Source organism: Micromonospora sp. URMC 105 (assembly GCF_051386295.1).
Classification (GTDB): domain Bacteria; phylum Actinomycetota; class Actinomycetes; order Mycobacteriales; family Micromonosporaceae; genus Micromonospora.
In genome coordinates, this window is sequence record NZ_JBPQTL010000024.1 from 1 (window position 1) to 13,898 (window position 13,898).

General features: G+C 74.3%; 12 protein-coding genes. 6 read left to right on the top strand and 6 right to left on the bottom strand.

What is annotated here, in order from left to right; all coding sequences use genetic code 11:
- Positions 1–57 precede the first annotated feature (57 nt).
- The 3 genes from ACSNN7_RS10880 to ACSNN7_RS10890 all read right to left on the bottom strand — a co-directional run bounded on the left by ACSNN7_RS10880 (position 58) and on the right by ACSNN7_RS10890 (position 4,338).
- Positions 58–828, bottom strand: a complete 771-nt coding sequence (locus tag ACSNN7_RS10880) for a peptidase (protein ID WP_436680562.1) — start codon at positions 826–828, stop codon at positions 58–60.
- A gap of 1 nt (position 829) precedes the next feature.
- Positions 830–2,107, bottom strand: a complete 1,278-nt coding sequence (locus ACSNN7_RS10885; protein WP_436680563.1) for a VWA domain-containing protein — start codon at positions 2,105–2,107, stop codon at positions 830–832.
- 560 nt (positions 2,108–2,667) lie between these two features.
- Complete coding sequence (locus tag ACSNN7_RS10890) at positions 2,668–4,338, bottom strand: dolichyl-phosphate-mannose--protein mannosyltransferase (protein ID WP_436680564.1); 1,671 nt, start codon at positions 4,336–4,338, stop codon at positions 2,668–2,670.
- An 83-nt stretch (positions 4,339–4,421) separates the two neighbouring features.
- On the opposite strand from ACSNN7_RS10890, the gene rsmI reads away from it, so the two are divergent.
- Positions 4,422–5,270, top strand: coding sequence for a 16S rRNA (cytidine(1402)-2'-O)-methyltransferase (gene rsmI / locus ACSNN7_RS10895; RefSeq protein ID WP_436680565.1), 849 nt, complete (start codon positions 4,422–4,424; stop codon positions 5,268–5,270).
- Positions 5,271–5,280: 10 nt separating this feature from the next.
- Here rsmI and ACSNN7_RS10900 read toward each other — a convergent pair whose 3' ends face one another.
- The gene (locus tag ACSNN7_RS10900) at positions 5,281–6,171 is read right to left on the bottom strand and encodes a hypothetical protein (RefSeq protein WP_436680566.1); all 891 of its coding nucleotides are present in this window, start codon (positions 6,169–6,171) and stop codon (positions 5,281–5,283) included.
- Positions 6,172–6,332: 161 nt separating this feature from the next.
- On the opposite strand from ACSNN7_RS10900, the gene metG reads away from it, so the two are divergent.
- A complete protein-coding gene (gene metG, locus ACSNN7_RS10905) occupies positions 6,333–8,135 on the top strand; it encodes a methionine--tRNA ligase (protein WP_436680567.1) in 1,803 nt (600 codons plus the stop codon).
- Positions 8,136–8,192: 57 nt separating this feature from the next.
- Here metG and ACSNN7_RS10910 read toward each other — a convergent pair whose 3' ends face one another.
- Positions 8,193–9,044: an alpha/beta fold hydrolase gene (locus ACSNN7_RS10910; protein WP_436680568.1), complete on the bottom strand. Its 852-nt coding sequence runs from the start codon at positions 9,042–9,044 to the stop codon at positions 8,193–8,195.
- A gap of 72 nt (positions 9,045–9,116) precedes the next feature.
- Positions 9,117–10,343, bottom strand: a complete 1,227-nt coding sequence (locus ACSNN7_RS10915) for a hypothetical protein (RefSeq protein ID WP_436680569.1) — start codon at positions 10,341–10,343, stop codon at positions 9,117–9,119.
- An 82-nt stretch (positions 10,344–10,425) separates the two neighbouring features.
- Between ACSNN7_RS10915 and ACSNN7_RS10920 the strand changes: the two genes are divergently transcribed.
- Genes ACSNN7_RS10920 through ACSNN7_RS10935 form a run of 4 tightly spaced genes read left to right on the top strand, consistent with a single transcriptional unit; the run spans position 10,426 to position 13,796 of the window.
- Positions 10,426–11,325, top strand: a complete 900-nt coding sequence (locus ACSNN7_RS10920; RefSeq protein WP_436680612.1) for a TatD family hydrolase — start codon at positions 10,426–10,428, stop codon at positions 11,323–11,325.
- A gap of 31 nt (positions 11,326–11,356) precedes the next feature.
- The gene (gene rsmA, locus ACSNN7_RS10925) at positions 11,357–12,226 is read left to right on the top strand and encodes a 16S rRNA (adenine(1518)-N(6)/adenine(1519)-N(6))-dimethyltransferase RsmA (protein ID WP_436680570.1); all 870 of its coding nucleotides are present in this window, start codon (positions 11,357–11,359) and stop codon (positions 12,224–12,226) included.
- A 32-nt stretch (positions 12,227–12,258) separates the two neighbouring features.
- Positions 12,259–12,843, top strand: coding sequence for a Uma2 family endonuclease (locus tag ACSNN7_RS10930; protein WP_436680571.1), 585 nt, complete (start codon positions 12,259–12,261; stop codon positions 12,841–12,843).
- Positions 12,840–13,796 (top strand): 4-(cytidine 5'-diphospho)-2-C-methyl-D-erythritol kinase, encoded by a 957-nt coding sequence (locus ACSNN7_RS10935; RefSeq protein ID WP_436680572.1) that lies wholly within the window; start codon positions 12,840–12,842, stop codon positions 13,794–13,796. Before ACSNN7_RS10930 ends, ACSNN7_RS10935 begins: the two co-directional genes overlap by 4 nt.
- Positions 13,797–13,898: the final 102 nt, after the last annotated feature.

Here is a 13,898-nt window from a genome sequence, read left to right on the forward strand (position 1 = left end):
CCGCGCCTCGCTCAGCGTCTACCTGGGGTCGTGCCTCGCCGCCGCCACCGCCGGCGGTCAGGGCCGGCGCGGGCGGCGGGTCAGCGCGAAGCCGACCACGCCGGCCACGGCGGCGAGGACCCCGCCGAGGGTGCTCCAGATCCAGCGCGAGCCGAGGGCGGGCAGCCAGTCGGCGATCCCGCCGTCCGCCTCCTCGGCCGGAGCCGCCGCCGGTTCCCCGGTCAGCACCGTGCCGGCCTTCGTGTTCGACACCAGCGGCGCCTTCAGCTCGCCGTCGTCGCGCGAGCCCTCGCCGTCCGCGCCGACCAGCAGTTCGACGTCGATCGGGAGGCCCAGGTCGGGCTCGGGCAGGTCGGTCACCGACAGCCGGACGTAGTACGTGCCGGGCAGCGGGTCGGCCGACCACGGCTCGGCCCAGGAGCGCACCTCGCGCAGGGTGCAGCCCAGCGAGACGCTGCCGGCGGAGGCGTCGACGGTGGGGGTCTGCGCCCCGGCCGTGCAGGCCTGCCGGCGGCGCAGCCCGTCGAAGACCTCCACCGTCCAGGTGGAGGCGCCGGTGCGGGCCTTCGGGAAGGAGACCGTCGCGCTGATCTCGTGCCGCTGCCCGGCCGAGGCCGGGAACGACCAGTAGAGGTGGTCGCCGGTCGAGGCGCTGATCCGTACCGGCTGGCCGGCGGCGATGCCGGTGGCGGTGAGGAAGGACGTGCCGGCCCGCGCGACCGGGGTGGCGCCGGGCGAGGGGGTGGGGACGGCGGCCGCGGCGGGCACGGCCGGGAGGGCCAGCGCGCCGGCGAGCGCCACGCCGGCCACGATCATCGGGGTACGCATCTCAGTTCTCCCTCCAGGTGGCGACCCACCAGCGGGTGAGCAGCCCGGCGACCAGGCCGGTGAGCAGGCCGGCCAGGGTGAGCAGGGCGAGCAGCAGCCAGCCCCGGCCCAGATCCGGCGCGGCCGGGGCGGGGGAGGAGGCGACCACGTCGACGGTCAGCTCGACCGGCATTCCCGGCGTCACCCGGGTGCCCGGCCGGGGCGCGAAGGAGTTGCTCACCACCAGGCACACCGTCGTGGCGGGCCCGGACGCCGCATCGGCGGCGGGCGTCGGCGTGGCCCCGTCCTCCGTCGCCGACCAGCGCAGGCCGGCCGAGACCACGTCGGTACGCCCACTGCCGGCGTCCACCCCGCGCACCAGTTCCCGGCCGTCGGCGGTGGTGGCCCGCAGCAGCACCCCGTGGTCCGGGTTGATCGGCCGGTCCAGCGCCAGGCTGACCGAGGCGCGCAGCTCCTGCCCCGGCCGGACCGGCACCCGGTACCAGCGGTGCTCGGAGAACGCCTCCCGGTCGCTGTACACGCCGGGGGCGAGCAGCGGCGCCTTGGCGCAGTCCGGCGTACCGCCGACCACGGTGGGCGTGGCGGTGTACGTCTGATTCGCCCGGTCCACCAGCTGCTTGATCCGGCCGCTCAGCTCCTCGGCGCTCTGCGCCGCCGTGTACGTGCCGCCGGTCGCACCGGCGATGCAGAGCAACTGCCGGCGTACCTTCTCGTCGGGGGCCAGGCCGAGCGTGTCGACCACCAGCTTCGTGCCCTGGGCGGCCAGCTCGCGGGCGACCTCGCAGGGGTCCGGCGGGGCGCAGGTGTCCTCGCCGTCGGTGATCAGCACGATCCGTCGGGTGGTGCTGCCGGTGCCGAGGTCTTGGGCGGCCGAGCGGAGCGCCAGCCCGACCGGGGTGAAGCCGGTCGGCCGCAGCGTGGCCACGGCGGCCTTCGCCTGCACCCGGTCGACCGGCCCGACCGGCACGATCTGCTGGGTGTCCAGGCAGCCCTGCTTCTTGTCCTTGCCCCGGTAGGTCGCGCCGAGCACCCGGATGCCGAGCTGGGTCTCCTCGGGCAGCGCGTCGACCACCTCGTTGAACGCCTGCTGGGCCACCGAGATCCGGCTGCGGCCGTCGATGTCCCGGGCCCGCATCGAGCCGCTGACGTCGAGCACCAGCTCGACCTTCGGCGGCTCGGCGGGTGTCTCCTCGTCCGCCACGGCCGGCGCGGGACCGGTCAGCACGGTGGCCGCCAGCAGTCCGATCAGGACGGCCGTCGAACGTCTCTTGTTGATCACCGGGCGGAGTGTAGTGCGGTCCACTCTGGATGATCATCCGGGGCGCGGCGGGCCGTGGTCACCGTCTGCGGCGCCCGGATCGGCGGCCGGCGCCGGACCGCCCGGGTGGGATCCGGTGGTCTCCCGTCGATCTCCCGGAAGCCGTCGGGGTGCCGGCGCCTCCGCCGTCCGTCCCCGTGCCGATCCTCCTGATCGGGCAGGAATCGGTACGGACCCGCTCGCCGTCGGCGGCGGATCGTGGAGCGGTCGGTGACCATGTGTCAACTGTCGGACGTAAACCTTTTGCCCGGCCCGGCATCCGTCGGAAATCTGACCCAAGTCGACCCGTTGTGCCGGTGCCGAAGGGTGGTTAAGCTCTGTCTTGCGCGCCCCAATCGCCCGCTTCCCCCGTGGCAGGCGATCGGGGCGCGCGCTATTTGTGCGCCACTTCCGCGCCCCCGTCGGCGCCGCCGCCGCCCAGCTCGCGGCCGCAGCCGGCGGCGTTCTCCCGCCGGCTGCATCAAGATCCACGCAGCCACCCCGCCCCGCCGACGGCTCGGGGCCGCTGCGGGAGTACGGGATCAGATCCAGCGGCCGTCCAGCCACATGCGGGCCGACCAGTCGTCGTACGGCAGCAGGTTGCCCACGAAGATCGGGTAGAAGTACGCGAAGCAGAGCGCCACCAGCAGCACGTACGCGCCGACGATCACCCCGCCGATCAGGCGACGGTCGTCGTCACGCGCCAGGTCGGCCTCGCTCGCCGCGACCCCCGCACCGGTGGCGGGGGTGACGATCGCGCCCAGTACGTAGACCACCGCCAGCACCAGGAACGGCAGCGCGGGGGCGGCGTAGAAGGAGAACATCGTCCGGCCGTCGAGGGCGAACCAGAACCACGGCAGCAGGCCGGCGGCCAGGGTCAGCAGGATCGCCCCGGCCCGCCAGTCCCGCCGGGCCAGGCCCAGCCAGGCGGTCGCGACCAGCGCCGGCAGGAACGACCACCAGAGCAGCGGCGTACCCAGCAGCAGGATCTCCGAGGCGCAGCTCGGCGCCCCGCAACTGCCGTCACCCGACCAGTAGAAGGCCACCGGCCGGCCGAGCAGCAGCCACTGCCACGGCCACGACTGGTACTTGTGCGGGGTCACCAGCCCGGTGTGGAAGTCGAACGCCGCCCGGTGGTAGTGGTACAGGTTGTTCAGCGCGCCGAGGATCGGGGTGTCGCTCAGCCCGGCGACGGTGGGGTAGCGGGAAGCCAGCCGGTAGTAGCCGTCGTCGCCGAGCAGCCAGCCCGACCAGGTGGCCACGTACGTCAGCACCAGCAGCAGCCCGGCGAGCACCAGCCAGGGCAGCTCGTCGAGGACCGTGTCCCGCCACGGGCGGCGTGCCCCGGCGGAGCGGCGGACGCCGACCTCCCAGAGCAGTACCAGCAGCGCGAACGCCGGCACGAAGTAGAGGGCGCTCCACTTCACCGCGACCGCGCAGCCGAGCAGCACCCCGGCGGCCAGCCGCCACCAGGGCCAGGTCCGCCAGCCGCCGGCCGGCCGCCCGGCCCGCCCCGGCGCGCCCGGGTCCAGCCCGTCCTCCAGCGCCCGGGCCCAACGCCGCCGCCGGGCGTCCCGGTCCAGCACCAGGGCGCCGAACGCGGCCAGCACGAACAGCAGCAGGAAGATGTCGAGCAGCGCGGTGCGGGACAGCACCAGGTGGAAGCCGTCCAGCGCGAGCAGCAGACCGGCGGCGCAGCCCAGGGTGGTGGAGCGGAACATCCGCCGGGCGATCCGGGTCAGTATCAGCACGGAGAGGATGCCGGCCACCGCCGCCGAGAACCGCCAGCCGAACTCCGGGGCGGTGGTCAGCAGGTGCCCCGGCACCGAGATGTTGTGCTCCTGGTCGGAGTAGCCGAAGGCCCACTCACCGAGCCCGATGAGCCACTTGCCCAGCGGCGGGTGCACCACGTACGACGGGCCGTTGTCCTTGTAGTTCCACTCGACGCCCTTGTCGATCAGGCCGTAGCCGTCGCGGGCGTAGTAGATCTCGTCGAAGATCTTGCCCTTGGGCTTGCTCAGGCCGAGCAGGCGCAGGATCGCGGCGATCGCCACCACCACGGCGGTGGCGATCCAGGAGTGCACGTCCAACCGGGCCTCGACCGTGGCGAGCCGGCGGCGCACGACGGCCGGAACCCCGCCACCGTCGCTGGTCGGGGTCCCCTGGTCGGGTCCGGTCTCGTTCGCGCTCTGTGCTGTCGACGCACTCGTCACCCGGCGATCGTAGGCTCTGAAGGTGCCCGGTGGCGCCCACCGCCGCCGAGACCGGCACGCTCGTCGATGAAGGAGCGCATCACGTGGGTGAAAAGTCCGAGCTCGGGCGCCTGGTCCTGCTCGGCGCGCCGCTGGGCAACCCGGCCGACGCCTCCGCGCGGTTCCGCGAGGTGCTCGCCACCGCCGACGTGGTGGCCGCCGAGGACACCCGCCGCCTCACCCGGCTGGCCCGCGACCTCGACGTCACCGTCGCCGGCCGGATCGTCTCCTACTTCGAGGGCAACGAGGAGCGGCGTACCCCCGAACTGGTCGACGTGCTGACCGCCGGATACCAGGTCGCGCTGGTCACCGACGGCGGCATGCCCAGCGTCTCCGACCCCGGCTACCGGCTGGTCCGGGGCGCGCTGGACGCCGGCGTGCCGGTCACCTGCGCGCCCGGCCCCACCGCCGTGACCACCGCGCTGGCGCTGTCCGGCCTGCCCAGTGACCGGTTCTGCTTCGAGGGCTTTCTGCCCCGCTCGCCCGGCGGCCGGCGCTCCCGGCTCCGCGCCCTGGCCGCCGAGGAGCGGACCCTGGTGTTCTTCGAGGCCCCGCACCGGATCGCCGGCGCGCTGGCCGACCTCGCCGCCACCTTCGGCGCCGACCGCCCGGCCGCGCTCTGCCGCGAACTGACCAAGACGTACGAGGAGATCGTCCGCCGGCCGCTCGGCGAGCTGGCGGACTGGGCGGCCGAGGGGGAACCGCGCGGCGAGATCACCCTGGTGGTCGCCGGGGCACCGGAACGGACGGCGGAACGCCCCGACGACGACACGCTGCGCGCGGCGGTGGCCGAGCGGGAGGCCGCCGGGCTGTCCCGGCGCGACGCCATCAGCGAGGTCGCCGCCGGGTACGGGCTGCGCCGCCGCGACGTCTACACCGTCGTGCACGCCTGAGGCGGGCGCCTCACCAGGCGACGACCAGGAAGCCCAGCGTGATCAGCGCCGGCCCGCCGTACGCGCCGGCCGTCGCCCAGCGCCGGTGCCGCGCGTCGGCCAGCCGCAACGCCCCGGTCCCCCGGGCGATGCCGGCGCCGCAGCCGGTGATCACCAGCAGCCCGAGCAGCCAGCGCAGGTGCCGGCCGATCCCGGTGTCGGCGTACGCGGTGTCGTCGCCCGGCCCGGTCATCCTCGCCGGCAGCGCCGTACCGGTGGCGCGGCGCTCGCTCGGCACCCCGGTGACCCGGACGCCGTGGGCGAGGAACCGGCCCCGGTCGGCGAAGAAGACGCCCCGGCAGCGCTGGGCCAACCCGTCCCCGGCGCAGTCGGTGATCACCACCGTGCCCTCGGTGGCGTGCCCGACCGCCAGCCAGAACGGGCCGGCGCTCACCCAGGCGAAGAAGGCCGCGACCAGGCTCAGCGTCACCAGCACCGCCAGCCCCTGCACCGGGTCCGGCGGGCGCGGTGCGCGGGTCGCGCGCGGCCGGGCTGGCCCGGCGGGCGGACGCTCGCCGCGCTTCGGCTCCTCGCGCAGCGGAGTGCCGTCCCAGTGCACCTGTTCGATCGGCGGCCAGAAGGCGGCGTCGGCGTCGGCCGTACCCCCGTCGGTGGCGCCGTCGGCGCGCGGGCCGCGCGCCGGCTGACGGACCGGGACCCGGCGCGGGAGCGCGTCGACCGGCGCGCCGGTGGTCGGCTCGACCTCGACGGGCGTCTCGTCCGGCCCCGGGACCACCCGCGGCTGGGGCGCGACCGCGCCGCCCCGCGCCGGCGCGGCCGGGCCGCCCGGCGGGTCCGTCCTGGTGCCGGGGGACTTCTCGTCGCGCCCCGGTGCCGCTCGTCTGCCAGTCACGGCGTTCATTGGACACCGCAGCGGGGGAGAGGCCGGGCAGCTCAGGCCGCGTGTCGGCGACAAATCGGACGAATGGCCGGGGGTGGATCGACCCTCGGCGGTGTCGGCCCCGACACGGGGAGGCCTATTGGTTCGCGGCCACCGGGGCGCGGTCACTAGGCTTGCTGGTCATGAGTCACGTTCTCGCGGCGGTCGCCTGGCCGTACGCCAACGGCCCGCGCCACATCGGCCACGTCTCCGGTTTCGGCGTTCCCTCCGACGTCTTCGCCCGGTACATGCGGATGGCCGGCCACGACGTGCTCATGGTCTCCGGCACCGACGAACACGGCACCCCGATCCAGGTGCAGGCCGACGCCGAGGGGGTCACCCCCCGCGAGCTGGCCGACCGGTACAACCGGGTGATCGCCGAGGACCTGCGGGCGCTGGGCCTCTCCTACGACCTGTTCACCCGCACCACCACCCGCAACCACTACGCGGTGGTGCAGGAGCTGTTCCAGGGGCTGCACCGCAACGGCTACATCGTGCCCAAGGTCACCACCGGTGCGATCTCCCCGTCGACCGGCCGGACCCTGCCGGACCGCTACATCGAGGGCACCTGCCCGATCTGCGGCTACGACAGCGCCCGCGGCGACCAGTGCGACAACTGCGGCAACCAGCTCGACCCGGTCGACCTGATCGACCCGAAGTCGAAGATCAACGGCGAGACGCCGAAGTTCGTCGAGACCGAGCACTTCTTCCTCGACCTGCCCGCCCTGGCCGACGTGCTGCGGCACTGGCTGGACGCCCGGGAGGGCTGGCGGCCCAACGTGCTGCGCTTCTCGAAGAACCTGCTCGACGACCTCCAGCCCCGGGCGATCACCCGGGACCTGGAGTGGGGCGTGCCGATCCCGCTCGACGGCTGGCGCGACCGCGGCGACAAGCGGATCTACGTCTGGTTCGACGCGGTGATCGGCTACCTCTCCGCCTCCATCGAGTGGGCCCGCCGCTCCGGTGACCCGGAGGCCTGGCGCAAGTGGTGGTCGGCCGACGGCGAGGGCAAGGACGCCCGCGGCTACTACTTCATGGGCAAGGACAACATCGTCTTCCACTCGGTGATCTGGCCGGCGCTGCTCTCCGGCTACTCCGGCGAGGGCGGCAACGACGGCGAGCCGGGCGAGCTGGGCCCGCTCAACCTCCCCACCGAGGTGGTCTCCAGCGAGTACCTGACCATGGAGGGGCGCAAGTTCTCCTCGTCGCGCAAGGTGGTCATCTACGTCCGGGACTTCCTGGAGCGCTACGACGCCGACGCGCTGCGCTACTTCATCGCCGTGGCCGGCCCGGAGAGCAACGACACCGACTTCACCTGGGCCGAGTTCCTCCGCCGCAACAACGACGAGCTGGTCGCCGGCTGGGGCAACCTGGTCAACCGGTCCATCTCCATGGCGGCGAAGAACTTCGGCGCGATCCCCCCGGTCGACCCGGCCGGGCTCACCGAGGCCGACGAGGCGCTGCTGGCCACCGCCCGGGCCGGCTTCGCCGTCGTCGGCGACCTGATCGCCAAGCACCGGCAGAAGCAGGCCATCGGCGAGGCGATGAAGGTGGTCGCCGAGGCCAACAAGTACCTCTCCGAGCAGGCCCCGTGGAAGCTCAAGGACGAGGCGGACAAGCCGCGGATGGGCACCATTCTGCACGTCGTCCTCCAGGTGGTCAGCGACGCCAACACGCTGCTCACCCCCTTCCTGCCGCACTCCGCGCAGAAGGTGCACGAGCTGCTCGGCGGCACCGGCGTGCACGCGCCGATGCCGGTGATCGAGGACGTCGACGACCTCGACGGCGGCCCGGCGTACCCGGTGCTGACCGGCGACTACACGGCCGGGGCGCGCTGGGAGTCCGTACCGGTGGAGGCCGGCCGGCCGCTCGCGGCGCCGAAGCCGGTCTTCCGCAAGCTCGACCCCTCCATCGTCGAGGAGGAGCTGGCCCGCCTGGCCGGCTGAGACGCACGCGGCGGCGCGGCCCCTGGGGCCGCGCCGCCGGTCTTTCGATCCGTCCCGTCAGGCGCGGGCCATGCTGGGCTGGGCGAAGAAGTTCATGATCGCCTGGTTGACCTCGTCGGCGTGCGTCCAGGGCGTGCCGTGCGGGGCGCCCTTCAACGTGATCAGCTGGCTGTTCGGCAGCATCGGCTGGAGCCGCTGCCCGGTCACCGGGTACGGCAGCACGTTGTCCTTGTCGCCCTGCACGATCAGCACCGGCACGTCGATCCGGGGCAGGTCGGCCCGGAAGTCGGTCTGCCAGGCGTCCACGCTGTCGTGGGTGCCCGTCGCCGAGGCCATCGCGCCGATGTTCCAGTGCGCCCGATACGCCTCCTCGCTGACCCACCTGCCCTTGTTCTCCGAGTAGTTGAAGAAGGCGTCGCAGAAGCTGGTCAGGTAGGCGAACCGGTCGGCCCGGATGGCCTGCTGGAAGCCCTCGAAGAGCTGCTTGTCGACGCCTTCCGGGTTGTCCGCCGTCTTGAGCAGGAAGGGCGCCAGCGGGGCCAGCAGCACCGCCTTGCTCACCCGGCCCGACCCGTACGCGCCCAGGTAGCGGGTCACCTCACCGGTGCCCATCGAGTGCCCCACCAGCATCGCGTCCCGCAGGTTCAGCTCCGTCATCAGCACGTCGAGGTCGGCGGTGAACGTGTCGTAGTCGTACCCCGTCGTCGGCTGGGCGGACGCGCCGAAGCCCCGCCGGTCGTACGTGATCACCCGGTAGCCGGCCCTGAGCAGCGGGATGGACACCTTCTCCCAGGTCGAGCCGCTGAACGGGAACCCGTGGATCAGCACCACCGGCTGACCGGAGCCGTGATCCTCGTAGTACAGGTCGATGGGGGCGGAGTTCTCCGTCCCGACGGTGACGAAAGGCATGCGGGGTCTCCTGATCTCCGATGTCGGACGCCCCCGCGCATTCCCGCGCCACTGCCCGTTATGCGCGCCTCGTCACAGCGCGTACGGCACGTCCACCACCTGGTCGTCGGTGACCTCGCTGCCCGGCGCCCACGTCTCGTAGACGCCCCGCTCGTGGCACTGCGCCCCCGTGCCGACCACCGCGTCCGGATCCGGCCGGCACAGCCGCAACCGCAGCCACCCCGCCTCCTCCCGCAACACCAGGCACGGCACGTCCCGCCAGCGCGCGTACCGCAGCCGCCGGGCCACCGACTCCACCGGGTAGCGGGCGGCCCGGGTCATCGCCAGCACCCGGAACCCGCCCGGCAGGTCGGCCACCGCCTCGTACTCGGTGCCGGCGTAGCGGCCGACGAGCTGGGTGGCCCGGGGCGCCTCCCCGGTGGGCAGGTACTCCTGGTCGGGGGAGAGCCCCGGCACCGCGGCGAGCAGGTGCCGCCACTGCGGTCCGACCATCCGCAACCAGCCGCGCTGCTCCGCCTGGTAGCTGTAGAGCACCACCTCCACCCCCTGCGCGGGGTACGCCACCAGGGTGGCGTTCGCCGGCATGGGCAGGTCGGCGCAGTCCCGGGTGACGAACTCGGGGATCAGCTGCGCGTTGCTCGGCACGAACCCGGTGCCCAGCACCGGCGGGCCGAGCCGGTCCCGGGGCGGCAGCGCCAGCAGGCCCCGGTGCGCCGGGCCGGCCGGCACCTCGTAGTCGACCGGGTCGGCGGCCCGCCAGCGCAGCGCGTACGCCACCTCGTCGCCGCCGCCCACGCCGTCGCCGCGCAGCACCGCCAGCGCCCCCGGCGTACGCAGGTGCGCCACGTCGTGCTCCCGGTAGCAGAAGCCGTGCGGCAGCCAACCCCGCACGTACCCGGCGAGCTGCTGGGCGGAGAGCACCTTGACCATCCGGGTGCCGCGCCGCACCACCGCCGAGGCGCGCACCGCGGTGAGCGTCGGGTCCCCGGCCGCCGCCGGCTGCTGACTGAGCTGGTGCACGTACGCCCAGCCGCGCTCCCGGTGCAGCGGCACCAGCAGCGGCGCGTCCGGCTCCTCGGCCGGCTCCGCCCCGCCGTGCACCGCGCCGACCTCGGTCACGTGCACGAATTTCCGCCACGGCAGCGCGCTGCCCGGCCGGGGCGACCACTCGAAACCGGGTACCTCGTCGGCGCTGAACAGCTCGTACGCCGCGCCCCGGGCGATCTCCTCCGCCGGATAGATCGCGCCCTCGTACCCGACGCGCAAGCCGGTGTCGCTGGCCTGAGGGGTGACGGTCATCCTGCAGACGGTAATCGCGGCTCATGCCAGACCGGTGAACAGTCGATGGCGTCCGAGAAACGTGGGCAGGTGGCGGTGTGTGATGCTGGCCGTGATGAGTGAGCCGACCGAAACCCGCAAGCAGCGGGCCGCCCGCCGGGCGGGGGAGTTCCCGCCCGCGCCGGAGGCGCTGCCCCGCCCCGTGCTCGACAGCCACACCCACCTGGACATCACGGTCAGCGAGGCCGGCGTGCCCGGCGGTGGTCCCGCCGAGGACCCGGTTGCCGCCGCGATCGAGGTGGCCGCCGCCGTCGGCGTGGACCGGCTGGTGCAGGTCGGCGTCGACGTGGCCTCGTCCCACTGGGGCGCCGACGTCGCCGAAGAGTACCCGGCGGTGCTGGCCACCGTCGCGCTGCACCCCAACGAGGCGCCCCGGCTGGCGGACCTCGACGAGGCGCTGCGCGAGATCGAGGCGCTCGCCGCCCGCGACCGGGTCCGGGGCGTCGGCGAGACCGGAATGGACTTCTTCCGTAGCGGCGACGAGGGGCGGGCCGCGCAGGAGGAGAGCTTCCGGGCGCACGTCGCCATCGCCAAGCGGTACGGCAAGGCGCTGGTCATCCACGACCGCGACGCGCACGCCGACGTGCTGCGCATCCTCGACGACGAGGGCGCGCCGGACACCGTGGTGCTGCACTGCTTCTCCGGCGACGCCGAGTTCGCCGCCGAGTGCGTCCGCCGGGGCTACCTGCTCAGCTTCGCCGGCACCGTCACCTTCGGCAGCGCCACCGCGCTGCGCGAGGCCGCCGCGCTGACCCCGCTGGACCAGATCCTGGTCGAGACCGACGCGCCGTACCTGACCCCGATGCCGCACCGGGGGCGGCCGAACGCGTCGTACCTGATCCCGCTGACGGTCCGGTCGTTGGCCGCGACCACCGGCGCGGACCTCGACGAACTCTGCGCCGCCATCTCCGCCACCGGCGACCGGGTCTTCGGCCCGTGGTGAACCGGCCCGGCGCCGCCGCTACGCTACGGGCGTGACCGGACTCCTCGGCCCGGCGGAGATCCGGGAACTGGCCGCCCGCCTGGGCGTCGCCCCCACCAAGAAGCTCGGCCAGAACTTCGTGCACGACCCGAACACGGTCCGCCGGATCGTCACCGCCGCCGGGCTGGCCCCGGACGACGTGGCGCTGGAGGTGGGGCCGGGTCTCGGCTCACTCACCCTGGCCCTGCTGCCGGTCGCCGCTCACGTGCACGCCGTGGAGATCGACCGGACGCTGGCCGGCGCGCTTCCGGAGACCGCCGCCCGGCACGCCGGGCCGGACGCCGGCCGGCTCACCGTGCACCACGCCGACGCGCTGCGGGTCCGCGCCGCCGACCTGGCCGACCCGGCCCCGACCGCGCTGGTGGCGAACCTGCCCTACAACGTCGCGGTGCCGGTGGTGCTGCACCTGCTGGCCGAGCTGCCCACCCTGCGGCAGGGCCTGGTGATGGTGCAGAAGGAGGTCGCCGACCGGCTCGTCGCCGGTCCCGGCTCCAAGGTGTACGGCGTCCCGTCGGTGAAGCTGGCCTGGTACTCCCGGGCCCGGGCCGCGGGGAAGGTACCACCGAACGTGTTCTGGCCGGTGCCCAACGTCGACTCCGGCCTGGTCGCCTTCACCCGCCGCGAGCCGCCCCGCGACGACGTCGCCCGGGAACGGGTGTTCGCCGTGGTGGACGCCGCGTTCGCGCAGCGCCGCAAGACGCTCCGCGCCGCGCTGGCCGGCTGGGCCGGCGGCGCCGACCGGGCGGCCGCGGCGCTCACCGCCGCCGGGGTGGACCCCGGCGCACGCGGGGAGTCACTCACCGTCGAGCAGTTCGCCGCCATCGCCGCGTCGGCTCCGTCCGTCGCGCCCGTCGCGCAGTAGTCTGGCCCCGTGTCCGCGGAGGAGGTGTACCAGTGACCGCGCAGCCGATCGACCCCACCGCCCACGGGATGTGGAGCCCGGACCCCGTTCGGCAGCGGCTGGCCAACCACACCGTCGAGGACGTGCTGGCCCTGCCCGACGACGCCCCCCGCGTCGAGCTGCGTGACGGAGTCCTCGTCGTGGTTCCATCCCCGACCTTCGGTCATCAGACCATCGGCAACCTGCTCTGGACGTGGCTGCGGCAGCACGCGCCGGTCGAGCTGACGCCGGCCACCGCGGTCGGGGTGGCGATCAACTACCGGAACACCCTCGAACCTGACGTGGTCCTGCTGAAGCGTCCGGTGGCGGCCGATCACCACTACTTCGAGCCCGAGCAGGTCGTGCTCGCGGTGGAGGTGGTCTCGCCCGGGACCCGGCGCCGGGACCGGCTGGAGAAGCCGGCCGACTACGCCGACGCGGGCATTCCGCACTACTGGCGGATCGAGCAGGATCCGCTGCACCTGTACGCGTACGACCTGGTCGACGGCCGGTACGAGCCGGTCGCCGACTCCGCCGAGGAGCTGATCGTGACCAAGCCGTTCGACATCCGCCTGCGCCTGCGGGAACTCGCCCCGTGACCGAGGCCTGGCGACCGGACGAAGACGACGAGCAGCAGCGGCGCGGCGCCAGCGGACCGGTCCGGGTCCGGGTGCCGGCCAAGGTCAACCTGCACCTCGGGGTGGGACCGTTGCGCCGCGACGGCTACCACGAGCTGAACACCGTCTACCACGCCATCTCCATCCACGACGAGCTCACCGCCCGCCGTGGCGACACGCTCACCCTGACCATGGAGGGCGAGGGCGCCGGGGAGCTGGCCCTGGACGACACCAACCTGGTGATCCGGGCCGCCCACGCCCTCGCCGGCTACGCCGGGGTGATGCCGCACGCCCGGCTGCACCTGCGCAAGCAGATCCCGCTCGCCGGCGGGCTGGCCGGCGGCAGCGCCGACGCGGCCGCCGCGCTGGTCGCCTGCGACGCGCTCTGGGGCACCGGGCTGTCCCGCGACGAACTGGCCGGCATCGCCGCCGACCTCGGCTCGGACGTGCCCTTCCTGATCCACGGCGGCACCGCCCTCGGCACCGGCCGGGGCGAGGCGGTCAGCCCGGTGCTGGCCCGGCCCACCTCCTGGCACTGGGTGGTCGCCATCGCCGACGGAGGGCTCTCCACCCCGGCCGCCTACCGGGAGCTGGACCGGCTCCGCGACGCCGGCAGCGCCGGTGAGCCGCTGGGCAGCACCGACGCGCTACTCGCCGCGCTGCGCCAGCGCGACCCGCGGGTGCTCGCCGCCACCCTCGGCAACGACCTCCAGGACGCCGCCCTGGCGATGCGCCCGTCGCTGGCCGACACCCTGAAGGCCGGCGAGGCGGCCGGCGCGCTGGCCGGCATCGTCTCCGGCTCCGGCCCCACCTGCGTCTTCCTCGCCACCGACGCCGCCCACGCGGAGCGGATCGCCGGCGAGCTGGAGGCGGCCGAGGTGTGCCGGGAGGCCCGGGTCGCCCACGGGCCGGTCATCGGAGCCCGGATCAGCTGACCTGGCCGGACGCGCCGCCCGCCGGGCACGCGCCTCGACCGCGGCGTGTCCCGGCCGGACCCGGCGACCTGCCGCGCAGCGGGCGGAGCGCAGCGCCGCGCG